Source organism: Sphingomonas sp. Leaf28 (assembly GCF_001421685.1).
Taxonomy (GTDB): domain Bacteria; phylum Pseudomonadota; class Alphaproteobacteria; order Sphingomonadales; family Sphingomonadaceae; genus Sphingomonas; species Sphingomonas aurantiaca.
In genome coordinates, this window is sequence record NZ_LMKX01000008.1 from 1 (window position 1) to 24,240 (window position 24,240).

A 24,240-nucleotide genomic window follows, 5' to 3' on the forward strand; every position below is an offset into this window, starting at 1 on the left:
GATAGATCGGATGTAGAAGTGCGGTAACGCATGGAGCTAACCGATACTAATTGCTCTATTCGCGCTTGAGAGTCTCACACCATCAATGACAACACTGGGTTCGCCCGGCACGTCAGACGATAGTGCGGATGATTAAGACGACGCCAGATTGCCAATCCCCTCGCCGTCGAGGGATTGGTCGAACACACTACAAACCTTGCACGGTATCGATTTTAAACCCTCAAGCTTCGCCGCAAGGCGACGCTCGAGGGACCCAGATATTCACGTACGCATGTCGCACCGGCTCCATTGCCTGGTGGCTATAGCGTCGGTGCGATCCCATTCCGAACTCGGCCGTGAAACCCGACTGCGCCAATGGTACTATCGCTCAAGCGATGGAAGAGTAGGTCGTCGCCAGGCATTGAAGCCCGTGCGACATGCATCACGCAGAATATCAAAACCCATTCACAAGTCATCTACCCTCAGTCCGTAACCGGACCGTCGCGGGGTGGAGCAGCCCGGTAGCTCGTCAGGCTCATAACCTGAAGGTCACAGGTTCAAATCCTGTCCCCGCAACCANCACAAGTCATCTACCCTCAGTCCGTAACCGGACCGTCGCGGGGTGGAGCAGCCCGGTAGCTCGTCAGGCTCATAACCTGAAGGTCACAGGTTCAAATCCTGTCCCCGCAACCAACACAGCCCGCAAAGTCGATAAGACTATGCGGGCTTTGTTGCGTTTGCAGGCATTGCATTTCAAAAGCACTGTGCCCGTTCGCTTTTGAGCTCAACGGGCCGGGCTTCCGGACGACGGTCCTCACGTCGGGCGCCCTACGCATCGTGCGAAGCGGCCCAGGGGCCGCGGGAGAAGACCGCGGGCCCCAGACAACAGGACAGCCTCACCGCTTCCGGACGAACTCCGCACGCAGCACCAGGCCCTTGATGCCCTCGTACCGGCAATCGATCTCCTGCGCGTCGCCGGTCAGGCGGATCGACTTGATCAGCGTGCCGCGCTTCAGGGTCTGGCCTGCGCCCTTCACGGTCAGGTCCTTGATCAGCGTCACCTGGTCGCCGTCCGCCAGCACGTTGCCGACCGAATCGCGCACCACGATCGCACCGTCGTCCGATGGCACGGCCGCAGCACCGCCGCCCGCGACCCATTCGCCGGTCGCTTCGTCATAGACATACTCGTCGTTGGCGGTCTCAGTCATCAGATGTCTCCGGCAGCGCCCAGTCGATCGGCCGGCGCCCATGGGTTTCGAGAAAGGCGTTCGCCTTGCTGAACGGCCGCGATTCGAAGAACCCGGTTCGTGCCGCCAGCGGCGACGGATGCGCGGACTGGATCACCAGGTGCCGCCCGCCCGTCGCGATATCGTCGACGAACGCCGCCTTCTTCTGTGCATACGCCCCCCATAGGAGGAACACGACAGGTTTCGGTTGCGCGTTCACCGCGGCGATCACCGCGTCGGTAAATCGCTCCCAGCCACGCTTCTGATGCGATGCGGCCGCCCCCATCCGCACGCTCAGCACTGCGTTGAGCAGCAGCACGCCCTGCGCCGCCCAGTGATCGAGCATGCCGTGGCGCGCGCGCGGGATGCCGAGATCGGCCTCGAGCTCCTTGTAGATGTTCACGAGGCTCGGCGGCGTCCGCACCCCCTTGCGCACCGAGAAGCTCAGTCCGTGCGCCTGCCCCTCGCCGTGATACGGATCCTGCCCGAGGATCACGCACCGGACCTGATCGAGCGGGGTGAGTTCCAGTGCGCGAAACCGATCCGCGTCGTCTGGGAAGATGCGCGCGCCCGCAGCGCGCTCGGCCTCCAGAAATGCCTCGAGGTCGCGCATGTACGGCGCATCGAACTCGGGCCGCAGCGCCTGCCAGCTTGGTGGAAGAGGGGGTGTCGTCATCCCCGGTCGCATGTCGGACAGGGCAGGCGCGTGTCAATCTGCGCGAGGTCTTGTTCCCCCGCGGAGGCGGGGGCCCAGCATCTCGCAGGGCAACGCCCGTAGCCCTGGAGCCCCGCTTCCGCCGGGGAACGGCGACCGTACGGTGCTCGATGCGAGGCGAAAGGCTCGCACAACGCATGCGGGCTCATTATATGCGCCGCCATGACAGAGATCACCGTCGCCGCGCTGCAGCTGGGCTTCACGCCCAACATCGACCGCAACATCGCCAACGTCTCGCGCCTCGTCCACGAGGCCGCGGCTAAGGGCGCGCAGGTCATCCTCCCGCCCGAATTGTTCGAGGGCGAGTATTTCTGCCGCGTCGAGGACGAGGGCCTGTTCGCCAACGCCGCCCCCGTCGGCGAACACAAGGCGGTGCTCGCGATGCAGGCGCTCGCCGAGGCGCTGAAAGTCACGATCCCGACCAGCTTCTTCGAGGCGGACGGCCCGCATCATTACAACAGCCTCGCGATGATCGGCCCCGACGGCAACATCCAGGGCGTCTATCGCAAGAGCCACATCCCCGACGGCCCGGGCTATGAGGAAAAGTTCTACTTCCGCCCCGGCAACACCGGCTTCAAGGTCTGGCCGCACGCGTCGGAGGCGGGGCGGACGACGCTCGGCGTCGGCGTCTGCTGGGACCAATGGTATCCCGAGACCGCGCGCGCGATGATGCTGATGGGCGCGGAAGTGCTGTTCTACCCGACCGCGATCGGCAGCGAGCCGCATGACACGTCGCTCGATACCGCACGGCTGTGGCGCCGGGCGATGGTCGGCCATGCCGTGTCGAACGTCGTGCCGATCGTCGCCGCCAACCGCGTCGGCGTCGAGCACGGCCAGACCTTCTACGGCACCAGCTTCATCGCCGACGAGCGCGGCGACATCCTCGCCGAACTCGGCCGCGAGGACGAAGGCGTGATCACCGCGACGATCGACCTCGACATCGTCAAGCGCCACCGCGCCGCATTCGGCTTCTTCCGCGATCGCCGTCCCGACCTCTACGGTCGGCTGGTTCAGGACATCTGAACCCCGATCCTCCCCCGCCAGGGGGAGGTGGCTGGCTTGCCAGACGGAGGGGGAGGATAGGAGGACCGCCGTTCCCTGTCCTCACCCTCCGTCACCTTCGGTGCCACCTCCCCCTGGCGGGGGAGGATCGAGAACTTAGAACCACGCCATCCCCGCGAGCAGCGCGCCGACCAGCGCCGCCGCGCCCGCTACCCACAGCAACCACCGCCGCCCGGTCAGCGCGGTGATCGAGGCCAGCGCGATCGCGACCTGGATCGCAGTGACCGCCAGCGCCAGCTTCGTGTGCGGGCGCAACGCCTTGTCCGAATCCAAGTCGGCTGCCGCCGATCGCGCGTCGAGCGCGGTCGCCTCCCGCTTCAACGCGGCCCCGCGTGCCTTGTAGCGTGCGATATCGGCCCGCTGCGTCGCCATCCGCGCCGCATCGACCCCGGGCGGCGCGAGATCGACCTCCATCTGCGCGATATGCCGCTTGAGATCCTCCGCCTGGTAATAGCCCCATGCGTCCGAGGCCTGCGCCTTGATCAGCACCGCCTCGTTCTTGTGGAGAAGCGCCTCGTTCTGCGTATGCCCGCCGAGAAAGCTGGTGACCGCCGCCAGCGTCGCCAGAACCGCGGTGAACAAGGCAATCCGCTGGTCGAATGCCTCCCCCTTGGCGGCACGTTCCTCCGAGAGTTGCTCATGCAGTCCGCGCACGTCGAAATCGTCGTCCATGGCGGTCGGTTTATGCTCCCGCGCGTGACTGGACGCTGATGGTCGGGTGACATATTTGTAAGCGCGCCATGACGTTACGCCACATTCGATACCTTGTGCCGCCGCTGGTGGCGCTGCTCGCCGGCTGCGCGACACCGTCGGTGAAGAGCGTTCCCCCCAGCGATCATTTCGACGGCCGCCGCTTCTTCAACCCGGACGGCGTGCAGGGGAGCGCCGGCGAGCAGAAACAGGGCCCGGTCGCGCTGCTGCGCAATCTGGTGAAACCGCCCTATCGGAGCTGGCCCGAAGTCCCCGTGACGCCGTCGCGACCGCCGGCGCAGGTCGACGGCCGGACGATGCGCGTCACGTGGATCGGCCATTCGACCGTGCTGGTGCAGACGCAGGGGCTCAACATCCTCACCGATCCGATGTGGCTCGAACGCTCGTCGCCGGTGCAGTTCCTCGGCGTGAAGCGAGTCCGCGCGCCCGGCGTGCGGCTGGAGGACCTGCCCAGGATCGACCTGATCCTGCTCAGCCACGACCACCGCGACCATCTCGACATGCACGCGATGCGCCGGCTGTGGCGCCGCGACCAACCGCTGATCGTGACGGGCCTCGGCAACGACCAGATCCTCACGCGCAACGGCGTCCATGCGGAAGCGCGCGACTGGGGCGGGCGCGTGGCGCTGCGTCCCGGCATCGACGTGATCGTCGAGCGCGCGCATCACTGGAGCCAATACGACCCCGGCGACCGCGACACGACGTTATGGGCGGGCTTCACCGTGACGCTGCCCGGCGGCAACCTGTATTTCGCGGGCGACACAGGCCCTGGCGACATGCGCTGGGCCACCGAGGCGCGCCGCGCAGGACCGGTCCGCCTCGCGATCCTGCCGATCGGCGCGTATCATTTCACAGGCCACGAGACGGACAATCACATCGGTCCGGACCAGGCGGTGACCGCGTTCGAACAACTCGGCGCGGCCTATGCGATCGGCGTCCACTGGGGCACGTTCGAACTCACCTCGGAAGGCATTAACGAGCCGCCCGAGCACCTCCGCGCGGCGCTGGCACGCGAACACATCGCCGCGGACCGCTTTCGGACGCCCGAAGCCGGCGAGGCCTGGGTGATCGAATGACGACACCCTCTCGATCCTCCCCCGCCAGGGGGAGGTGTCGCCGAAGGTGACGGAGGGGGAGGACACGGAACGGCGGTTACCCTTGCCTCCCGCTCCGTCTGGCAAGAGCCAGCCACCTCCCCCTTGCGGGGGAGGATTGAGTGCTCTCCATCCGTCATCCTGACGAAAGTCAGGACCCAGAGCCAAGCAGGACCGCGTTCGGTTACCCTGGGTCCTGACGTTCGTCAGGATGACGAGGCGCGTCTCAAATCGTCTCGCGCAACGCCAGCGCCCGCGCGAACACCGCGTCGAACATCTCCGCGGTCAGCACGCCCGTATTCACGTTGTAGCGCGAGCAATGATAGCTATCGATCAGGATGCGGCCATCGGGCATCACATGCTCCGCCCCGTGCGCGAACCGAGCCTTGGGCAACCGTCCACCCAGCATCTTCACCGCAGACTGGTGCGCGATATGCCCCAGCGCCACGAACACGCGCGCGGTCGGCACCGCGTCCGCCTGCGTCTCGAGAAACGGCCGGCAGGTCCGGATTTCTTCGGGGGTCGGCTTGTTCTCGGGCGGCAGGCACTTCACCGCGTTGAGGATGATCGCACCGTCGAGCGCCAGCCCGTCCTCGGCCTTGGCGCCATAGGTGCCGGTCGCGAGCCCAAACCGCCCGAGCGTCTCGTACAGGAACTGCCCCGAATAATCGCCGGTGAACGCGCGGCCGGTGCGGTTCGCGCCGTGCTTGCCGGGCGCGAGGCCGATGATGCCGAGCCACGCCGCCGGATCGCCGAACGCGGGGACGGGGGCGTTCCACCAGGTCGGGAACTCGGCGCGCAATTGCTCGCGCACCGCGACGAGGCGGGGGCAGAGCGCGCAATCATGCGGCGGCTCGGTCTCGGGCAGCGCGGCGACGGGCGCGAAGACGGTGGTGACGTCGATAACGCCGTCGTCAGCGGAGTCGGAAAGATCGGCGGTGTAAGGTGTGGAGTCCATGCGATTGCGCTAGGCGGACGAAATGTCGCCTGCAACCCCGCTCCCGCCGATCGCGCGTCCGGCAGCTGCGTACGTGATCGCGCTCGGCTCCAACCGCCGCGGCCGGCACGGGGCGCCCGAGCGCGAGATCGCGGCCGCGCTGGCCACGCTGGGCGACGTCGTGGCACGGTCGCCGACCGTCGCCAGCGCGCCGCTCGGCCCCTCGAATCGCCGCTACGCGAATGCCGTCGCGTTGATCGAAACGTCCGAGGATCCCGCCACGCTGCTCGTCCGGCTGAAACAAATCGAGCGGCGCTTCGGCCGGCGCGCGGGGCGTCGCTGGGGCAGCCGCGTGATCGACCTCGACATCATCCTCTGGTCGGGGGGCGCATGGACGTCGCCCGGCCTCGTCGTTCCGCACGCCGCGTACCGCACGCGCGGCTTCGTGCTCGCCCCGCTTGCCGACCTCGTGCCCGCCTGGCGCGATCCGCGGACGGGCAGAACGATACGGCAATTGGCGCAACTGGTTGACCGACGGCGGCCACGCGATTAGGTGCGCGGTCCACGATGGCGGGGGTCCGTAGCTCAGTTGGTAGAGCAAGCGACTTTTAATCGAGAGGTCCCGGGTTCGAGCCCCGGCGGACCCACCATCGATTCCTCGAGCGATGCGCCGAGCAGGCGGCGGCATGTCCCGGCGATTCTCGCGGGCGCATCGGTCGCCGCGGTCGGCATTGTCCTGATCCTCATCGTCGGTCTCGCGGTCGATCATTGGCCGTTCGCGTTCGATCGCTCGATCATCCTGGGCCTGCGCGCCTGGGGTGGCCCGTCCTGGCTGCCCAAGGTCGCCACCGACGTGACTGCGCTCGGCGGTGGAATCGTGCTGACGATCGTCGTCGTGCTCGTCGCCGGCCTGTTGATCGTCCAGCGGCTCTGGCTGACCGCGGTCGCAATCGTCGCGTCGAGCATCGGCGGCAATATCGTCGTCGAGCTGGTCAAGCTGCACGTCGCGCGCCCGCGGCCCGATATCGTCGAGCATCTCGTCGCCGTCACGCATATGAGCTTCCCCAGCGGGCATTCGGCGAACAGCGCGATCGTCTATCTAACGCTTGCAGGGCTAGCGTCGCAGGTCACGGAGCATCGTGCGACGCGCGCGTATCTGCTCGTCGTCGCGATCCTGCTGGTCGGTGCGATCGGCTGCAGCCGGGTGTATCTCGGCGTCCACTGGCCGAGCGACGTGCTGGCGGGGTGGAGCTTCGGTACGCTCTGGGCACTCGCCTGGTGGCTGGCGACCGCCCGCGCGCGCCGCGCGATCGGCGGCGAGCGCCACGCCTTCGGCACCCCGCCGAATCCTCACACCCAACTCTAACATCCTCCCCCGCCAGGGGGAGGTGGCGCGAAGCGACGGAGGGGGAGGACACGCAACCGCGGTTTCCCTGTCCGCCCCCTCCGTCAGGCTACTGCCTGCCACCTCCCCCTGGCGGGGGAGGATTTGCGGCGCGTCCTAGCGGCCCTTCTCGGCGAGCGCGCGCTCCCAGGCCAGCGCGTCGCGGACGATGCCGTCGAGATCGGCGTGGCGCGGCGTCCAGTCGAGCGTCTCGAGGATCGCGCGATTGTCCGAGATCAGCATCGCGGGATCGCCCGCGCGACGCCCTTCCAGCCGACGCTCGATCGTCCGGTTAGTGACCTTGTCGACCGCATCGAGCACTTCGAGCACGGAGAAGCCCTTGCCATAGCCCGCGTTGAGCGTGTGGCTCTCGGCAGGCGCGGCGACCAGTAGTTCGAGCGCTGCGACATGCGCTGCGGCAAGGTCGCTGACATGGACATAGTCGCGCACGCCGGTCCCGTCGGGCGTGGCGAAATCGGTGCCGTAGACGCCGACATGGCTCCGCTTGCCGGTCGCCGCCTCGACCGCGATCTTGATCAGGTGAGTCGCGCCGACCGTCGACTGGCCGCTGCGCCCCTGCGGATCCGCGCCCGCGACGTTGAAGTAGCGCAATGCCGCATAGTTCATCGGGTGCGCCGCCGCGACGTCGCGCAGCATCGCCTCGGTCATCAGCTTCGACATGCCATACGGGTTGATCGGCACGGTCGGATCGCCCTCCGCGACCGGCACCTTTTCGGGCGTGCCATAGGTCGCGGCGGTCGACGAGAAGATGAAGTGGGGCACGCCCTCGACGACCGCGCTCTCGATCAGCGCGCGGCTGGCGGCGGTGTTGTTGCGGTAATATTTGAGCGGGTCGCTGACCGATTCAGGGACCACCACCGACCCTGCGAAATGCATGATCGCCTTCACGCCGTGGTCGCGGATCGCGGCGCGGACCTTGGCATCGTCGGCGACGTTCGCCTCGACCAGCGTCGCGCGCGGATCGACCGCCCAGTCGAACCCGGTGACCAGATTGTCGAGCACGACGACGCCGTATCCCGCGTCGAGAAGTGCCAGTACCGCATGGCTGCCGATGTAACCGGCACCGCCGGTGACCATTACCTTACCATCGAGCTTTGGGCCGTCGATCATGTACGTCTCCTCTTTGTTGCGCGGTAGCGGCTTCCTATCTTGGGAGAAAGGAGATCATAATGACGGATTATGTAACGCTGGCCGGCGGCTGCTTCTGGTGCACCGAGGCTGTGTTCAAGGACGTGATCGGCGTCGAAAGCGTCGAGAGCGGCTATATCGGCGGGCATGTGCCTGATCCGACGTACAAACAGGTCTGCGGCGGCGACACCGGCCATGCCGAGGCGATCCGCATCGGGTTCGATCCCGAGCAGCTGAAACTCGGCGATCTGCTCGACATCTTTTTTGCGACGCATGACGCGACGACGCTGAACCGGCAGGGCAACGACGTCGGCACGCAATATCGCTCGGCGATGTTCCCGATGGATGATTCGCAGCGGTCGGAGATGCAGGCGGCGCTCGAGCGCGCGCAGGCCGACAGCCCCAAGCCGATCGTCACGACGATCGAGGCGCCGCAGGATGCGGTGGCATCGACCTGGTACGAGGCCGAGGGCTATCACCAGGATTATTGGGAAACGTCGGGCCGTTCGAACCCTTACTGCATGGCGGTGATCCCCCCCAAGCTGCAGAAGCTGCGCAAGAGTTTTGCGGCACGGTCGAAGGCGGCCGTGAACGCGTAATCCTCAAACCGGCCGGCCGAGCCACACCCCCCGTCATCCTGACGAACGTCAGGACGCAGTGTTACGGGGGGTGTCGCTCGGGACTCTGGGTCCTGACGTTCGTCAGGATGACGAGAGTCAGCGATGCGCGGCGCGGCGCAAGCGATCGTTGATCGCTTCGCCGATGCCGTGCGCAGGGATCGGCGCAATGGCGATGCGAGCGGCGTCATTCGCATCAGCCGCGTGCAGCAGGTCGAACAGCCGCGCTGCGGCTTCGACCAGATCCCCCGAGGCGGAGAGCGACACGTCGCCCTCCACATCGCCAAACCCGATCAGCCACTCGTCGCGTTCCGCATCGATCGCGTTCAACCGAAGCGCCTTGCTCGGCGCATAGTGGCTTTCAAGCTGCCCCGGCGCGGTGACCGCACTCCCCCCCGGCGAAGGCCGGGGCCCAGTTGGGGGACGGCGATGATCCGCGCCGCGCTCCGTGACATCCGACGTTCCAACCGGGCCCCGGCCTCCCCCGGGGAGGTGCATCATCAACGCCTCCGCCGTCACCGGCCCAGGCCGCAGCACGCTCCGCCCCGCCACGATCGTCGATTCCAACCCCGCCTCCGTCGCCCCATCGTCGAGGATCAGCGGCACGTTCGCCCCCAGGCTCGCCGCGACATGCGCCGCCGTCGTCGGCGAAATCCCCCCGCTCGCATTGGCCGACGGCGCCGCCAATGGCCGCCCCGACGCCGCGATCAACCCCTGCATCGCGCGGTGCCGCGGCACGCGTATCGCGATCGTCTCCAACCCCGCCGTCACCAGCGCTGCGATCCCCGAACCGCTGCGTACCGGCAGCACCAGCGTCAGCGGCCCAGGCCAGAACGCCGCAGCCAGCGCGCGCGCGTCCGCATCGAACACCGCGATCCGCTCCGCCGCCGCCAGATCGGCGACATGCACGATCAACGGATTGAAGCTCGGGCGCCCCTTGGCGGCATAGATCCGCGCCACCGCCTCGGCATTGGTGGCGTCCGCCGCGAGCCCGTACACCGTCTCGGTCGGCACCGCGACGATGCCACCCGCGCGAATCAGCGCAGCGGCCTCGGCGACCGCGGCCGTGCCGTACGGTAAAATCACTGGGTGTGGACGGGTCATTCTGAAGGCCTATAGCGGGCGCAAAGCATAGCGATAAGAGGATGCGATGGCCTTCACCCCAGCAACCACCGAACAGCGTTTCGTGCTCGACCATGTCGTGCGGATCGCCGAACTCGCGAATACCGAACGCTATTCCGCCGCCAGCGACGACGTCGTCGACGCGGTCCTGGAAGGCGTCGGGCAGCTCGCCGCCGGCGAATGGGCGCCGCTCAACCGCACCGGCGACACCGTCGGCGCGAAATGGACCCCGGACGGCGTCGTCATGCCCGACGGCTTCGCACAGGCGTACAAGGATTATGTCGAGGGCGGCTGGGGCACGATCGGCGTCGAGGAGGAATGGGGCGGGCAGGGCCTCCCCTTCGCGATCCAGACCGCGGTGCTCGACACGCTGGGCTCGGCGAACATGGGCTTCGCGCTCTGCCCGACGCTGACCGTCGGCGCGATCGAGGCGCTGCAGCATCACGGCAGCCCCGAACAGCAGGCACTCTACCTCCCCCATCTCGCGACCGGCGAATGGACCGGTACGATGAACCTGACCGAGCCGCAGGCAGGCTCCGACGTCGGCGCACTCCGCGCGACGGCCACCCCGCTCGGTGACGGCAGGTGGAGCATCAAGGGCACCAAGATCTACATCTCGTTCGGCGATCACGACATGGCGCCGAACATCGTCCACCTCGTCCTCGCCCGCACCCCCGGTGCCCCTGCCGGGACGAAGGGCATCTCGCTGTTCCTAGTCCCGAAATACCGTCTCAAGGATGACGGCACCCCGGGCGACTTCAACGACGTCCGCGTCGTCTCGATCGAGCACAAGATGGGGCTCCACGCCTCGCCGACCTGCGTGCTGAGCTTCGGCGACAATGACGACTGCATCGGCGAGCTGATCGGCGCGGAGCTGGGCGGCATCCGCGCGATGTTCACGATGATGAACAATGCGCGCCTCAACGTCGGGCTTCAGGGCGTGCAGGTCGCCGAGGGCGCCACCCAAGGCGCGGTCGCCTATGCGCTCGACCGGGTCCAGTCGGCGCGCGCGGGTTCGCCGAACAAGGAGTCGGTCAAGATCGTCGAGCATCCCGACGTCCGGCGCATGCTGATGCGGATGAAGGCGCAGACCCAGGCGGCGCGTGCGCTCGTCTACTACGCCGCCGGGCAGGTCGATCGCGCCAACATGGGCGATCACGCCGCGCGCAACCGCCTCGAACTCGTCACCCCGCTCGCCAAGGCGCACGGCACCGATCTCGGCAACGAAGTCGCCTCGCTCGGCATCCAGGTGCATGGCGGCATGGGCTATGTCGAGGAAACCGGCGCCGCGCAGTATTTCCGCGATGCGCGCATCACGCCGATCTACGAAGGCACGAACGGCATCCAGGCCGCCGACTTGGTCGGGCGGAAACTCGGCCTCGACAATGGCGGCGCGTTCGCGGCCTTGATCGCCGACATCCGCGCGGAGGCAAAGGATGAGCGGCTGCTCGCACTGGTCGACGCGTGCGAGGCGATCGGGCGTCGCCTGGCCACCGCGGACGCCGACGACAAGCTCGCGGCGAGCTATCCGTTCCTCACGATGCTGTCGGTCGCGACCTGCGGCTGGCTGATGGAGCGGCAGGGCGGCGTTGCCGGCACCGACAACTTCGGCCGGATGAAGGCGGCGGCGGTGCGCTTCTACCTCGACCAGATCGTCCCCGAGGCGATGGGGCTCAACGCGGCGGCCACTGCGAGCGCGGCGGTGCTGTACGCGATCGAAGCGGACCTGTTCGCGGCCTGAGCTGCCCTTAATCACGCCCCGTCATCCTGGGCTCGACCCAGGATCCAGAGCCAAGCACGGTATCGCGTGTGGCTCTGGATCCTGACTTTCGTCAGGACGACGGGGTGGGGTAGGGGCCCGCCCTCGCACATTGCCCTCAACCCCCCATCCGATCCTCCACCGTCCATGCGCCCTGAGCGAAGTCGAAGGGCCGGTCCCACGCTCAGGTGCTTCGACTTCGCTCAGCACGAACGGTAAGGGGGGAGCAGAAATCTGTGAAAGCCCGACCGATGTTCGATCTCGAAGCCTATCTCACCCGTGTCGCCATGCCCGCCCGCCCCACGCTCGACTCGATCGGGCTGGCCCGCCTCCAGCACGCGCATCGGCTGGCGATTCCGTTCGAGGATCTCGACGTCGTGCTCGGCCGCGGCATCGCGATCGACAGCGCCTCGGTCTTCGCCAAGCTCGTCACCGCGCGCCGCGGCGGCTATTGCTTCGAGCATAACCGCCTGTTCCTCGACGCGCTCGCCGAGCTCGGCTTCATCGCCCGCCCGCTGCTCGCGCGCGTTTGGTACGCGGCGACCGACGTGCCGCCGCCACAGACCCACACCTTTGCGCTGGTCACGATCGACGGGCAGGACTGGATTGCCGACACCGGCTTCGGCGGCAGCTACACGCCCGTCCTCCCGCTGACGGACGGCGCCGAGGCGACCGCACCCGACGGCGCGCGCTTCCGGCTCGATGCGACCGAGCAGGGCTGGCTGCTGCTGCGCGACGGCGATCCGATGACCACCGATGGCCGCGGCGAGACCGGCGGGTTCCAGCCGCAATACAGCTTCACACTCGCCGAGGTCTTCGACGCTGATCTCGCGCTGTCGAACCACTGGACGTCGACTGCGCCCGCCAGCCGGTTCACGCACACACCGATCGCCAGCATCGTCCTGCCCAACGGCTTCGCATCGCTGATCGGCCGCAACTATCGGCGCCGTTCGGGAACCGACACGACCGCCGGCGAGATCACCGATCCGCGAGTCTACCGGATCCGCATGAGCCTGTTGTTCGGGATCGACCTGAGCGTCGAGGACGTCGCCGCGCTGGGGCTGTTCTGAAACTCATCCCCACTGCCGTTCGTGCTGAGTAGCGACCGAGTAGCTCCGTCAGGAGCGTATCGAGGGCGCGTATCGAAGGACAGGTTCCGCGTGCAAACCTGTCCTTCGATACGTCCTCTCGATACGCGGCTTCGCCACTACTCGACGACTACTCAGGACGAACGGGGGGAAGCGGACGGAAGGGGACGGGTCAGGCCCAGGGGGGCGAGTGGGGTAAAGACTCAGACCCGCTCGCGCTCCAGCAGGTCGCGCGCATCCAGCCCCAGCAAGTCGATATGCCCCAGGATCCGCGGCCACTGCGTCGTCACGAAATTCTCGCGCTCGGCGATCCGCAACGCCTCTGCCGCGCCCGGCATCACGAACATGCCGACGCCGCGGCGGACCTCGACATAGCCGTCATCCTGGAAGCTCTGATAGGCCTTGGCGACCGTCAGCGGGTTGGCGCCCTGCTCGGCGGCAAACGCGCGGACCGAGGGAAGCTGGTCCCCCGCGCGATAGTCACCTCGGAGGATCCCGGCGGCAATCGTGCTGCGGAGACGGATATATACGGGGCTGTCGTCGCTGCTGAGCGCTGTCATGCTGTTCTAATACAGCAATCGGGCGAATAGTCGAGTCCTTAGGATCCCCAATGGCTTACCAACCGTGCCATATCCGGGCGGGGCCGCTCGTCGAGCGTACGCGACGGCGTGCCGATGAACATGAAGCCCGCGATCCTTTCCGATGCCGAGCCAAACGCATCGCGCACCGTGTCGGAGAACGCCGCCCAGCTGGTCAGCCAGCCGCCCGCGAAGCCCTCGGCATGGACCGCGTGCAGCAGGTTCATGCACGCCGCGCCCGCCGACAATTCCTGCTCCCACAGCGGAATCTTGCTCTCCTTGGGCGACGACAGGACGACGACCAAAGTCGGCGCCTGGTGCGCGAACTGGTCGAGCGACTCCAGCTCGAGCCGCGACGCGTCGGGACGCTCGGCGAGGTACGCGTCGGTGATCAGCGTCGACAGCGCCTTGCGATGGTCGTCGCCGACCACGACGAACCGCCACGGCGCCAGCTTGCCATGATCGGGCGTCCGCGCCGCGATCTCGAGGATCGTCGCCAGCTGGTAGGAATCGGGGCCGGGCGCGACCAGGTCGCGCGGCTTGCCCGAGCGGCGGGTGGCGAGCAGCGACAGCGGCGTGGAACGATCGTTGAGCATGGCATGTGAGATAGGCTTTGCCCTGCGATATTTACAGTCCGGGCTTTGTCGTTAAGTTGCGCGCGCATAACGACGCCGCGACCGACGGCGGCCAGACGAGTATTAGGGAGCGTAAGCATGGTGGACACCCCGACCGCGGATACCCCGCGAGAGCCGGATATCACCCATATCAATCCGGCCGCCGGGGAAACCTGGTTCGGGCACCCACGGCAGCTCGCGCGGCTGTTCACCACCGAGATGTGGGAGCGGTTCGGCTATTACGGCATGCGCGCGCTGCTCACGCTGTATCTCACCAAGCATTTCGTGTTCGGCGATCGCGAGGCGACCGGCCTGTACGGCGGCTACACCGCGCTGGTGTATCTGACGCCGCTGGTCGGCGGCTATCTGGCGGATCAGTATCTGGGTTCGAAGCGGGCGGTGAAGTTCGGCGCGATCATCATGGCGCTCGGCTATCTGCTGCTGTGCTTCGGCGGCGAGACCGCCAAGCCCTATGCGACGATCGCCAACCAGCGCTACGAGATCCAGGTCGTCGAACAGGCCGACAGCGAGGTCCGCTACCTCGTCGACGGCGCGAACAAGCTGAAGATCAAGGGCAATGACGACGGCACCGTCTCGTTGCTCGCGGCCGACGGATCGACCGCGCGGACGGTCGAGAAGGGCGGCTTCGAGTCCGGCGCGGAACGCAGCAGCTTCTACGTCACGATCATGCTGCTCGCTTTGTGCATGATCTCGGTCGGCAACGGCTTCTTCAAGCCCAACATCTCGACGATGGTCGGCGAGCTTTACGCGCAGGGCGACAAGCGCCGCGATGCCGGGTTCACGATCTTCTACATGGGGATCAATCTCGGCTCGCTGTTCTCGCAGCTGCTCTGCCCGTTCCTCGCGGTCGCGTTCGGCTGGTGGGCCGGCTTCGGGCTGGCGGCGATCGGCATGTTGTTCTCGTGGACGCTGATCCAGTTCGATGGCGGCAAATTGAACGGATACGGTGAGCCGCCGGTGCGCAGCGGCCCCGATCGCGCGCTCGGCATCTATGCGCTCGCGCTGCTCGGCATCCCGATCTTCTACCTGCTGTTCGTCAACCTGATGAACGCCGAGCCGCCGGTGCCGGGGTCCGGGATCATCGGCTACATCGTCTCGCTGTCGCTGATGGGCAAATTGCTGTTCGGCACGTTCCTGATCGCGGTGCCGGGCATCCTGATCTGGTCGTTCGTCAACGGCGAGCGGCGCGAGTTCCAGATGATGCTCGCGGCGATGGTGCTGATCGTGTTCAACGTCGTGTTCTGGACGCTGTTCGAGCAGGCAGGCTCGTCACTGACGCTGTTCGCGGATCGCAACACCGATCTCAGCGTGTTCGGCCTGTTCAGCATCTCGGCCGGGCAGACCCAGTTCTTCAACGCCTTCTTCATCGTCGCGCTCGCGCCGGTGATGTCGATCCTGTGGACCAAGCTTGCGGCCAAGGGCATCGAGCCGTCGATCCCGGTCAAGTTCGGCATCGCGCTGATCGGCGTCGGCGTCGGCTTCCTGTTCCTCGTCTGGGGCGCGAGCATGGTCGGGCCGACGTTCAAGGTCGCAATCTGGTGGCTCGCCGGGCTCTACTTCATCCACTCGTTCGCCGAGCTCTGCATCTCGCCGGTCGGTCTCAGCATGATCACCAAGCTGTCGATCGCGCGCGTCGTCGGGCTGATGATGGGCGTGTGGTTCCTGTCGATCTCGGTCGCGCAATATGTCGCGGGCATCGTCGCACAGGTCGCGAGCGTCGAGACGGTCGGCGGGCAGGTGACCAATTTGAAGGTCAGCCTCGACACCTATGCGGGCGTGTTCTGGACGATCGGGCTAGTCTCGGCGGGGATCGGCGTGCTGCTGCTGCTGATCTCGCCGCTCATCAAGAAGTGGATGCACGGCGTCCAGTAAGCCCGCAATTCCCCTCCCGCTTGCGGGAGGGCACACGCCCCCCGGCGCACCACGACGGTCGCGCCCCCTCAGGTCGCGTCATCGACAGCGCCTTCTCGCCGTACCGCGGCCCGGCTGTCCCACCCTTCGGCGCCGCCGCATCCAGTTTCGCCAGATCATCCGCGGTCAGCGCAACCTCCGCCGCCTTCATGCTGTCCTCCAGCGTGACGCGGCGCTTCGACCCCGGGATCGGCACGATATCGTCGCCCTGCGCCAGCAACCACGCCAGCGCCACCTGCGCCGGGCTTGCGCCATGCGCGTCGGCGATCGCCTTCACGACCGCGACCATTTCCATATTTGTGGCGAAGTTCTCCTCCGAATAACGCGGGTCGTTGCGCCGATAATCGCCCTCGGGCAGATCCGATCGCGCGGTGATCTGCCCCGTCAGGAACCCGCGGCCGAGCGGCGAATAGGGCACGAACCCGATCCCCAGCTCGCGACACAGCGGCAGGATCTCGTCCTCGACCCCGCGCTCCCACAGCGAATATTCGCTCTGCAACGCCGCGATCGGATGCGTCGCCGCCGCGCGCCGGATCGTGTCGAGGCCGGCCTCCGACAGCCCCAGATGCCGCACCTTGCCCTCGCGGACGAGCTCGGCCATCGCGCCCACCGTGTCCTCGATCGGCACGCCCGGATCGACGCGGTGCTGGTACAGCAGGTCGATCGTCTCGACCCCCAGCCGCTTCAGCGACCCCTCGCACGCGCGCCGCACATTGGCGGGCGTCGAGTCGACCCCGGTCATCCCGTTGTCGTCGTAACGGAAGCCGAACTTGGTCGCGATCACGACGCCGTCGCGCTTGCCGCGGATCGCCTTGCCGAGCAGTTCCTCGTTGATCAGCGGACCATAGATCTCGGCGGTGTCGAACAGCGTCACGCCAAGCTCGATCGCGCGGTGGATCGTCGCGATGCTTTCGTCGGCGTTCGCCTCGCCGTACATGCCCTTGCCGATACCGGCCATCGGCATGCAGCCGAGGCCCAGCGCGGAAACCTCGAAATCAGGGCCGAGCGTGCGATACTTCATGCGGAATCTCCTTGGCGTCACTGCGCGCTGAAACGGAGATGGTGACGGCGGTATCCATCGTCACGTTGCCGACGGTGCGAAATAGGTCGGGAACCGTCTCGACCGCGATGAACAGCCCCAAAGCCTCGATCGGCACCCCCATCGCGATCGCCACCGGCGCGACCGAGGCGATGAAGCTCACCGTCCCCGGCAGCGACACCGATCCCATCGTCGTGATCGCCGCGGTGGCGATCCCCGCCGCGAGCTGCCCCGGCCCGATCGGCACCCCGACGAGATGCGCGACGTACAGCGCGACCGCGAGGTTCATCGCCGGACTCGTCGCGCGAAAGACGGCGACCGCAAGCGGCAGCGCGATCCCCGCCGTGGCAGGCGAAGCACCCAGCTCGACCGAACCCTTCAACATCGCCGGCAGCGACGCGAGCGACGACTGCGTGCTGATCGCCACCGCCTGCGCCGGCGCAACCGCGCGCGCAAAGGCGGCGAACCGCACCCGCCCGCCGATCATCCCGACCGGATACGCCGCGATCAGCACGACCACGCCGATCGCCGAGACGCAGACGATGTAATGCACCAGCGCACCGAACGCCGCGGTCCCGGTCCGCGCGCCGACCCCGTACGCCAGCGCGAAAATCCCGATCGGTGCGAGCTTCAGCACCCAGCCGATCACGATCAGCAGCGCATCGACCACCGCCTGGAAGAACCCCGTCAGGATGCTGCGCTGCGCGTCGGGCAGCTGCGTGACCGCGAACGCGAACGCCAGCGCGAACACCGTCAGTGGCAGGAACGCATCGCCCGCCGCCGCCGCGACGACGTTGGTCGGCACGATCGTATCGAAGAACGCACCGATCCCCGGCACCGTCCCGACCGGCGCGCTGGTCGTCAGCGCGGTGCGCAGCGCGGTCGCAAGGCCAGCGGGCAGCGGCCACGCCTCGAGCAGCAGCGGCGTCACCAGCGCGGACATGATCGTCACCGCCCACAGGATCGCGACCATCATCGCCAGCGCGCGCACGGTGATCCGCCCGGCGCGCGCGGCCTCCGCGGTCGCACCGATCCCGGTGACCAGCAGCGAGACGATCAGCGGCACGATCACCATCTGCAACCCGTGCAGCCATGCCGACCCGATCGGCTGCGTCACCGCCGTGACCGCGATCGCCTGCGCCGGCGCCAGCGCGGCGGCGATAATGCCGATCGCGATACCACCAACCAGGGCGATCAATATCCGTGTTGCCTGCGACATGCTCGCCCTTCGTGTTGCATCGCGCTATCAGCGATGGCGAACCCGATACCGGACGGAAAGTACAAGCGATGGCAAGGAAATATTTCGGCACCGATGGCATTCGTGGCGCCACCAACGTCTCGCCGATGACGGCCGAGATGGCGATGAAGGTCGGCATGGCGGCGGGTGCGTATTTCCTGCGCGGCGATCACCGCCACCGCGTCGTGATCGGCAAGGACACGCGGCTGTCGGGCTATATGCTCGAATCCGCGCTGGTCGCGGGCTTCACCAGCGTCGGCATGGACGTCGTCATGGTCGGGCCGATGCCGACCCCCGCGGTGGCGATGCTCACCCAGTCGATGCGCGCGGATATCGGCGTGATGATTTCCGCCAGCCACAACCCCTATGCGGACAACGGCATCAAGCTGTTCGGTCCCGACGGCTATAAGCTGTCCGACGAGGCCGAGGCCGCGATCGAGGCGTTGATCGATGGCGACGTGCCGCTCGTGACCTCGGACCAGATCGGCCGCGCCCGCCGGATCGAGGATGCACAAGGCCGCTACATCCATTTCGCCAAGTCGACCTTCCCCGAGAATCTCCGCCTCGACGGCATGCGGATCGTGATCGATTGCGCTAACGGCGCCGCGTACAAGGTCGCGCCATCCGCGCTCTGGGAACTCGGCGCCGACGTCGTCGCGATCGGCGTGACGCCCAACGGCACCAACATCAACGACGGCGTCGGCTCAACCGCGCCGCAGACGCTCGCCGAGACGGTGGTCGCGAGCGGCGCGGACATCGGCATCGCGCTCGACGGCGACGCGGACCGGTTGATCGTCGTCGACGAGACCGGCACGATCGTCGACGGCGACCAGCTGATGGCGACGATCGCGGCAAGCTGGGCACGGCAGGGCCGGCTCGCGGGCGGCGGGCTGGTCGCGACGGTCATGTCGAACCTCGGGCTCGAGCGCCATCTGGCAGCACAGGGGCTGGGGCTCGTGCGCACCAAGGTCGGCGACCGCCACGTGCTCGAGAAGATGCGGTCGAGCGGCTATAATGTCGGCGGCGAGCAGTCCGGCCACATCATCCTGTCGGATTATGCGACGACCGGCGACGGCCTCGTCGCCGCGCTCCAGATCCTCGCCGAGGTCAAGCGCTCGGGCGCGCCGGCCGGCGAAGTGCTGCACCGGTTCGAGCCGTTGCCGCAATTGCTCAAGAACGTCCGGTTCGGCGGCGGCAAGCCGCTCGACGACGAATCGGTGAAGGCGGTGATCGCGCAGGCCGAGGCAGAACTCGCCGGCAAGGGCCGCCTCGTCATCCGCCCGTCGGGTACCGAACCCGTGATCCGCGTCATGGCCGAGGGCGACGATCTCGGCCAGGTCGAGCGCGTCGTCGACCGGATCTGCGACGCCGTGCGCAAGGCGGCCGCCTGATGCTCGAGATGCGCCCCACCTGCGAACGTTGCGCTACCGACCTTCCGGCCGATGCCCCCGGCGCGTTCATCTGCTCGTTCGAATGCACCTTCTGCGCGGAATGCAGCGACGCGCTAGACGAGCGTTGCCCGAACTGCGGCGGCGAACTCCTCGACCGCCCGACGCGGCTCGGCGAAGCGCCCCCGCAGAAGCCCGCCGCGGGCAGGCGACACTAGGGTCCTGCCGCAACCAGGCTCTTCTACCACCCCGGCGAAGGCCGGGGCCCAATTGGAAAGGTCCAGGCAACGGACCGCTACCCTCCGTTATCAGCGTTTCCCAGTTGCGCCCCGGCCTCCGCCGGGGTGGGAGGGGGCAGGGCATAGCCCTGTCCTACATCACCCCGATTATGCCATAGCGCAGCGTATGATCCCCACCCTCGCCAAACCCCGTACAGCGGCCCCAAACCGCCCCACGACCAAACCGCGCGAGCGTCTATACTTCCTATACTTCACTTTCCCCGCAGCCCGCCGATGACCGCCAGAATCCTCATCATAGCCGGCTCGGATTCAGGCGGCGGCGCAGGCATCCAGGCCGATATCAAGACCGTGACGATGCTCGGCGGCCACGCGACGACGGCGATCACCGCGATCACCGCGCAGAACACGCTGGGCGTACAGGCAGTCCACCCGGTGCCCACCGACATCGTCCTCGCGCAGATCGAGTCAGTAGCCGGCGACATCGGCGTGGATGCGGTAAAGATCGGCATGATCGGCTCGGCCCAGACGGCCAACGCCGTAGCCGACCGCCTGACCTCCCTGTTCTCCCGCGAAGGCGGGAGCCCAGACTGGACTCCCGCCTTCGCGGGAGAACAAAGTGGGGGAGACCGTCGTCTCGCCAAACGCATTCCGATCATCTTCGACCCGGTGATGATCGCCACCAGCGGCTCCGTGCTAGCCGACCCGGCGACCATCGCCGCGTTCGCCCGCCTCATGCGGATCGCCACGCTCGTCACCCCCAACCTCCCCGAACTCGCAGCCCTCGGCGGCGAGGCCGCCGTGCGCGCGCTGGGCCCAGCCGTGCTGATCAAGGGCGGGCACGCAGAGGGCGAGCAGATCACCGACCGCCTCGTCACCGACGCCGGCGAAACCCTCTGGACCAACCCCCGCATCGAAACCCGCCATGCGCACGGCACCGGCTGCACGCTCGCCAGCGGTATCGCCACCGGCCTCGCGCAGGGCATGCCGCTCGACGCCGCGATAGAGCGCGCAATCGCGTTCGTCCGCGCCGCGCTTGCACACGCGCCGGGGCTCGGTGCAGGGCACGGTCCGATGGGACATGCACTCGGCGTCAGCCCGTTCGACCAGTTGAAAGACCGCAAATGCCCGGCATGAAACACGAAAAGCTCTGCGTCGGCCCCGTCGCCGGCGTCGACGAAGCCGGCCGCGGTCCGCTCGCCGGGCCGGTCGTCGCGGCCGCGGTGATCCTGCCCGCCAAGGGCGTCCCCCGCGGCATCGACGATTCGAAGAAGCTCTCCGCCTCCGAACGCGAACGGCTCTACGCGCGGCTGAAAGGTTGTGCGATCGTCGGCATCGGCATCGTCGAGCCCAACGAGATCGACACGCTCAACATCTACTGGGCGACGATGAAGGCGATGACGCTCGCGGTCGACGCGCTCGCCACCGAACTCGGCCACGCGCCGGGCCACGTCCTTGTCGACGGCAACCGCCTGCCGCGCTGGACCTACCCCGCCACCCCGCTGGTCGGCGGCGATGCGAAATCGCTGTCGATCGCCGCCGCCTCGATCGTCGCCAAGCACACGCGCGACCTGATCATGATCGCCGCCGCCGACGTCCACCCCGAGTACAATTGGCATTCGAACAAGGGCTATGGCTGCGCGCACCACATGAAGGCGCTGCGCGACCACGGCCCCACGCCGATTCACCGCCGCAGTTTCGCGCCCGTCGCCGCGGCCTATCTGGCGCGCGAGGGACTTTTCGCAAAGGAAGCGACGAGCTGAGTCTTTCGCGCCACACCCCAAGGGCTTGAGCCGCGAGTCTGTCACGACTCAACATCTGGCGCGCGCCGACTCATTTGGTCGCATCTACGGAATCGCGCCGAAACGCCGTTAACGATTGTTTGCTTGACGGAGTCGGACAATTCCGCCGCTATGGGGGTGATAAGGGGCGGAAAACATGGGTTTGATCGACACGATCGCGCGGCCGCGCGCGAAGAAGGCAGCGGAACCGGCCGTCAAGCCGGCGCTCCCGCTCGACCAGATCCTGCCCCTCGATCAGATTCTGAGGGGCGACTGTATCGAGCGGATGAAGGCGCTGCCGTCGAACTCGATCGACATGATCTTCGCGGACCCCCCCTATAATCTCCAGCTCGGCGGCGAACTCTATCGCCCCGATGGCAGCCATGTCGACGCGGTCACCGACGACTGGGACAAGTTCGACACCTTCGCCGCCTATGACCGCTTCACCCGCGCGTGGCTGAAGGAAGCGCGCCGCATCCTCAAGGACGACGGCTCGCTCTGGGTCATCGGCAGCTACCACAACATCTTCCGCGTCGGCGCGGCGGTGCAGGATCTCGGCTACTGGATCCTCAACGACATCGTCTGGCGCAAGACCAACCCGATGCCCAACTTCCGCGGCACGCGCTTCACCAACGCGCATGAGACTTTGATCTGGGCGTCGAAGGGCGAGAAGGCGAAGTATCACTTCAACTACCGCGCGATGAAGACGCTCAACGACGAACTCCAGATGCGCAGCGACTGGGAATTCCCGACCTGCGGCGGCACCGAGCGGCTGAAGAAGAACGGCACCAAGGTCCACCCGACGCAGAAGCCCGAGGCGCTGCTGTACCGCATCCTCCTCGCCTGCACCGAGCCCGGCGACGTGGTGCTCGATCCGTTCTTCGGCACCGGCACGACCGGCGCGGTCGCCAAGCGGCTCGGCCGCAGCTGGATCGGCATCGACCGCGAGGGCGACTATATCGAGGCCGCGCACGAGCGGATCGAGGCCGCGCTGCCGCTCGACGAATCCGCGATCCGCACGATGATGAGCCCGCGCACGCAGCCCAAGGTCGCGTTCGGCGTGCTGGTCGAGAATGCGTATCTGACGCCTGGCGCGGTGCTGACCGATTCGAAGCGGCGGTGGCGCGCGACGATCCGCGCGGACGGCTCGCTGCTCAGCGACTGCGGGACGATCGGCTCGATCCACAAGCTCGGCTCGACCTTGCAGAACGCGCCTGCGTGCAACGGCTGGAGTTTCTGGCACTACGAGAGCGACAAGGGGCTGAAGCCGATCGACGACCTCCGCCAGACGTACCTGCTGGCGACGACCGTCTAGCGAATTGCCGTTCGTGCCGAGTAGAGACCGAGCGTAGTCGAGGGCTCGTATCGAGGTACATGTCCCTCGATACGCCATCTCGACGCGCTCGATGCCTACTCGGGCCGAACGGCGTGGGTTTGATCGAGCGACGGATCTGAGGAAAAGGGGATCATGACCAGCCTCCACCTCCGCCCCGTCCAGTTCGTCGACACCCCGATCGGCCATCCCGACGGCAATGTCGCACGGCTCGCCGGCGGCATGCAGTGGTTCGCCGCCTATGAGGTGATCGAGGGCCGCGCCCGACGCACGATCCCGGTCGCCGACGTCGCGACACTCGGCGATCGCGCCGCCCGCCTCCACGCCGCCATCACCAGCCCCCGCGCCGCACTCCAGCTCGGCGACCGCACGCTCCGGTTCGACCAGCCCGTCGTCGCCGGCATCCTCAACGTCACCCCCGACAGCTTTTCCGACGGCGGCAAGCATGTCGATGACCCCGCCGCGGCGGCCGCCGCCGGGATCGACATGGCCGCAGCGGGCGCGACGCTGATCGACGTCGGCGGCGAATCGACCCGCCCCGGCGCGGCGGTGGTCTGGGAAGGCGACGAGATCAAACGCCTCGTCCCCGTCGTCGAACGCCTGGCGCGCGCGGGTGCGATCGTCTCGGTCGACACGCGCAAGGCGGCAGTAATGGAGGCCACGCTCGCCGCCGGCGCGCATATCGTCAACGACGTCGCCGCGCTGCTGTGGGACGACCGCGCGCTCGGCGTGGTGGCCAGGAGCGGTTGCCCGGTCGTGATGATGCACTCGCCCGATCCGAAAAAAGGCGGTCACGGCGACGGCGGGTACGCCAACGTGCTGACCGACGTCTTCGACTGGCTCGAGGCGCGCATCGCCGCGGTCGTCGCGGGCGGCGTCGATCGGTCGCGGATCATCGTCGATCCCGGCATCGGCTTCGGCAAGACGCTCGCGGAGAATCTCGCGCTGCTCAACGGCCTCTCAATCTTCCATGGTCTCGGTTGCCCCATCATGCTCGGCGCCAGCCGCAAGCGGCTGATCGGCGCGCTCTCGAATGAGGCGCCGGTCGGCCAGCGCCTCGCCGGTTCGCTGGCTCTCGCGGTGAAGGGGGCCGAGGCAGGCGTCCAGATCCTGCGCGTCCATGACGTCGCCGAGACGGTGCAGGCGATCAGGATCTGGCGCGGGATGCGCGATCAGTCGCTGGTGGGAGGCTGATCGCCGCTGCATTGCAGCGAAACGCCGCTTCGCGCATTAGTTGCAGACCTTAACAAGGAGCTGTC

At 67.3% G+C, this 24,240-nt stretch carries 24 protein-coding genes, 3 tRNA genes and 1 rRNA gene; 18 read left to right on the forward strand and 10 right to left on the reverse strand.

Annotated features, from left to right (window positions below; genetic code table 11):
• Window positions 1-291 precede the first annotated feature (291 nt).
• The 3 genes from rrf to ASE79_RS10475 all read left to right on the forward strand — a co-directional run bounded on the left by rrf (window position 292) and on the right by ASE79_RS10475 (window position 672).
• Window positions 292-399: ribosomal RNA gene (rrf, locus tag ASE79_RS10465) — 5S ribosomal RNA — on the forward strand.
• Window positions 400-481: 82 nt separating this feature from the next.
• Window positions 482-558: transfer RNA gene (locus ASE79_RS10470), tRNA-Met, on the forward strand.
• A 37-nt stretch (window positions 559-595) separates the two neighbouring features.
• Window positions 596-672, forward strand: a tRNA-Met gene (locus tag ASE79_RS10475).
• 203 nt (window positions 673-875) lie between these two features.
• Here the strand turns inward: ASE79_RS10475 and ASE79_RS10480 are convergent.
• Entirely contained in the window at window positions 876-1,187 is a 312-nt protein-coding gene (locus ASE79_RS10480; protein WP_056415917.1) for an alkylphosphonate utilization protein, read from the reverse strand.
• On the reverse strand, window positions 1,180-1,881 hold the full coding sequence (gene ung, locus ASE79_RS10485) for a uracil-DNA glycosylase (protein WP_056417160.1): 702 nt from the start codon (window positions 1,879-1,881) through the stop codon (window positions 1,180-1,182). The genes ASE79_RS10480 and ung overlap by 8 nt, the downstream gene beginning before the upstream one ends.
• A 201-nt stretch (window positions 1,882-2,082) precedes the next feature.
• On the opposite strand from ung, the gene aguB reads away from it, so the two are divergent.
• Complete coding sequence (gene aguB, locus ASE79_RS10490; protein WP_055874312.1) at window positions 2,083-2,943, forward strand: N-carbamoylputrescine amidase; 861 nt, start codon at window positions 2,083-2,085, stop codon at window positions 2,941-2,943.
• Between the two features lie 135 nt (window positions 2,944-3,078).
• Here aguB and ASE79_RS10495 read toward each other — a convergent pair whose 3' ends face one another.
• Entirely contained in the window at window positions 3,079-3,654 is a 576-nt protein-coding gene (locus ASE79_RS10495) for a DUF4337 domain-containing protein (RefSeq protein ID WP_056415919.1), read from the reverse strand.
• A 68-nt stretch (window positions 3,655-3,722) separates the two neighbouring features.
• Here ASE79_RS10495 and ASE79_RS10500 point away from each other — a divergent pair, with 68 nt between their 5' ends.
• Window positions 3,723-4,769, forward strand: coding sequence for an MBL fold metallo-hydrolase (locus ASE79_RS10500; RefSeq protein WP_056415921.1), 1,047 nt, complete (start codon window positions 3,723-3,725; stop codon window positions 4,767-4,769).
• Window positions 4,770-5,013: 244 nt separating this feature from the next.
• Here ASE79_RS10500 and ASE79_RS10505 read toward each other — a convergent pair whose 3' ends face one another.
• Window positions 5,014-5,745, reverse strand: a complete 732-nt coding sequence (locus ASE79_RS10505) for a uracil-DNA glycosylase (protein ID WP_082445249.1) — start codon at window positions 5,743-5,745, stop codon at window positions 5,014-5,016.
• 22 nt (window positions 5,746-5,767) lie between these two features.
• On the opposite strand from ASE79_RS10505, the gene folK reads away from it, so the two are divergent.
• The 3 genes from folK to ASE79_RS10520 all read left to right on the forward strand — a co-directional run bounded on the left by folK (window position 5,768) and on the right by ASE79_RS10520 (window position 7,090).
• Window positions 5,768-6,277 (forward strand): 2-amino-4-hydroxy-6-hydroxymethyldihydropteridine diphosphokinase, encoded by a 510-nt coding sequence (gene folK / locus ASE79_RS10510; RefSeq protein ID WP_056415924.1) that lies wholly within the window; start codon window positions 5,768-5,770, stop codon window positions 6,275-6,277.
• Window positions 6,278-6,298: 21 nt separating this feature from the next.
• Window positions 6,299-6,374: transfer RNA gene (locus ASE79_RS10515), tRNA-Lys, on the forward strand.
• A gap of 203 nt (window positions 6,375-6,577) precedes the next feature.
• Window positions 6,578-7,090, forward strand: a complete 513-nt coding sequence (locus tag ASE79_RS10520; RefSeq protein WP_162237036.1) for a phosphatase PAP2 family protein — start codon at window positions 6,578-6,580, stop codon at window positions 7,088-7,090.
• A gap of 135 nt (window positions 7,091-7,225) precedes the next feature.
• On the opposite strand, the gene galE is transcribed toward ASE79_RS10520, so the two are convergent.
• Entirely contained in the window at window positions 7,226-8,239 is a 1,014-nt protein-coding gene (gene galE / locus ASE79_RS10525) for a UDP-glucose 4-epimerase GalE (protein WP_056415927.1), read from the reverse strand.
• Between the two features lie 59 nt (window positions 8,240-8,298).
• Between galE and msrA the strand changes: the two genes are divergently transcribed.
• Window positions 8,299-8,856, forward strand: a complete 558-nt coding sequence (gene msrA, locus ASE79_RS10530) for a peptide-methionine (S)-S-oxide reductase MsrA (protein WP_056415930.1) — start codon at window positions 8,299-8,301, stop codon at window positions 8,854-8,856.
• A 117-nt stretch (window positions 8,857-8,973) separates the two neighbouring features.
• Here msrA and ASE79_RS10535 read toward each other — a convergent pair whose 3' ends face one another.
• Window positions 8,974-9,978, reverse strand: a complete 1,005-nt coding sequence (locus ASE79_RS10535) for an L-threonylcarbamoyladenylate synthase (protein WP_056415934.1) — start codon at window positions 9,976-9,978, stop codon at window positions 8,974-8,976.
• A gap of 46 nt (window positions 9,979-10,024) precedes the next feature.
• Between ASE79_RS10535 and ASE79_RS10540 the strand changes: the two genes are divergently transcribed.
• On the forward strand, window positions 10,025-11,737 hold the full coding sequence (locus tag ASE79_RS10540) for an acyl-CoA dehydrogenase (protein ID WP_056415938.1): 1,713 nt from the start codon (window positions 10,025-10,027) through the stop codon (window positions 11,735-11,737).
• A gap of 269 nt (window positions 11,738-12,006) precedes the next feature.
• Window positions 12,007-12,825 carry an arylamine N-acetyltransferase family protein gene (locus ASE79_RS10545; protein WP_056415941.1) on the forward strand — a complete coding sequence of 273 codons (819 nt, stop codon included), beginning with the start codon at window positions 12,007-12,009 and terminating at the stop codon, window positions 12,823-12,825.
• Window positions 12,826-13,046: 221 nt separating this feature from the next.
• On the opposite strand, the gene ASE79_RS10550 is transcribed toward ASE79_RS10545, so the two are convergent.
• Together ASE79_RS10550 and ASE79_RS10555 are read right to left on the reverse strand one after the other, a co-directional pair.
• On the reverse strand, window positions 13,047-13,403 hold the full coding sequence (locus ASE79_RS10550; protein WP_056415943.1) for a GntR family transcriptional regulator: 357 nt from the start codon (window positions 13,401-13,403) through the stop codon (window positions 13,047-13,049).
• 38 nt (window positions 13,404-13,441) lie between these two features.
• Entirely contained in the window at window positions 13,442-14,017 is a 576-nt protein-coding gene (locus ASE79_RS10555) for a nitroreductase (protein ID WP_056415945.1), read from the reverse strand.
• A gap of 117 nt (window positions 14,018-14,134) precedes the next feature.
• On the opposite strand from ASE79_RS10555, the gene ASE79_RS10560 reads away from it, so the two are divergent.
• A complete protein-coding gene (locus ASE79_RS10560; protein ID WP_056415948.1) occupies window positions 14,135-15,928 on the forward strand; it encodes a peptide MFS transporter in 1,794 nt (597 codons plus the stop codon).
• Here the strand turns inward: ASE79_RS10560 and ASE79_RS10565 are convergent.
• Window positions 15,900-16,988 (reverse strand): aldo/keto reductase, encoded by a 1,089-nt coding sequence (locus tag ASE79_RS10565; protein WP_082445251.1) that lies wholly within the window; start codon window positions 16,986-16,988, stop codon window positions 15,900-15,902. The two genes, ASE79_RS10560 and ASE79_RS10565, sit on opposite strands and share 29 nt — an antisense overlap.
• Window positions 16,963-18,225 (reverse strand): dicarboxylate/amino acid:cation symporter, encoded by a 1,263-nt coding sequence (locus ASE79_RS10570; RefSeq protein WP_056415951.1) that lies wholly within the window; start codon window positions 18,223-18,225, stop codon window positions 16,963-16,965. Before ASE79_RS10570 ends, ASE79_RS10565 begins: the two co-directional genes overlap by 26 nt.
• A 68-nt stretch (window positions 18,226-18,293) precedes the next feature.
• On the opposite strand from ASE79_RS10570, the gene glmM reads away from it, so the two are divergent.
• The 6 genes from glmM to folP all read left to right on the forward strand — a co-directional run bounded on the left by glmM (window position 18,294) and on the right by folP (window position 24,175).
• Entirely contained in the window at window positions 18,294-19,634 is a 1,341-nt protein-coding gene (glmM, locus tag ASE79_RS10575) for a phosphoglucosamine mutase (RefSeq protein ID WP_056415954.1), read from the forward strand.
• Complete coding sequence (locus ASE79_RS10580) at window positions 19,634-19,849, forward strand: DUF1272 domain-containing protein (protein ID WP_056415957.1); 216 nt, start codon at window positions 19,634-19,636, stop codon at window positions 19,847-19,849. Before glmM ends, ASE79_RS10580 begins: the two co-directional genes overlap by 1 nt.
• 294 nt (window positions 19,850-20,143) lie before the next feature.
• A complete protein-coding gene (gene thiD, locus ASE79_RS10585; RefSeq protein WP_056415959.1) occupies window positions 20,144-21,004 on the forward strand; it encodes a bifunctional hydroxymethylpyrimidine kinase/phosphomethylpyrimidine kinase in 861 nt (286 codons plus the stop codon).
• Window positions 20,992-21,630, forward strand: a complete 639-nt coding sequence (locus ASE79_RS10590) for a ribonuclease HII (RefSeq protein ID WP_056415961.1) — start codon at window positions 20,992-20,994, stop codon at window positions 21,628-21,630. The genes thiD and ASE79_RS10590 overlap by 13 nt, the downstream gene beginning before the upstream one ends.
• A gap of 175 nt (window positions 21,631-21,805) precedes the next feature.
• Window positions 21,806-22,963: a site-specific DNA-methyltransferase gene (locus ASE79_RS10595; RefSeq protein ID WP_056415964.1), complete on the forward strand. Its 1,158-nt coding sequence runs from the start codon at window positions 21,806-21,808 to the stop codon at window positions 22,961-22,963.
• Window positions 22,964-23,116: 153 nt separating this feature from the next.
• Window positions 23,117-24,175, forward strand: coding sequence for a dihydropteroate synthase (gene folP / locus ASE79_RS10600; protein ID WP_056415967.1), 1,059 nt, complete (start codon window positions 23,117-23,119; stop codon window positions 24,173-24,175).
• Window positions 24,176-24,240 lie beyond the last annotated feature (65 nt).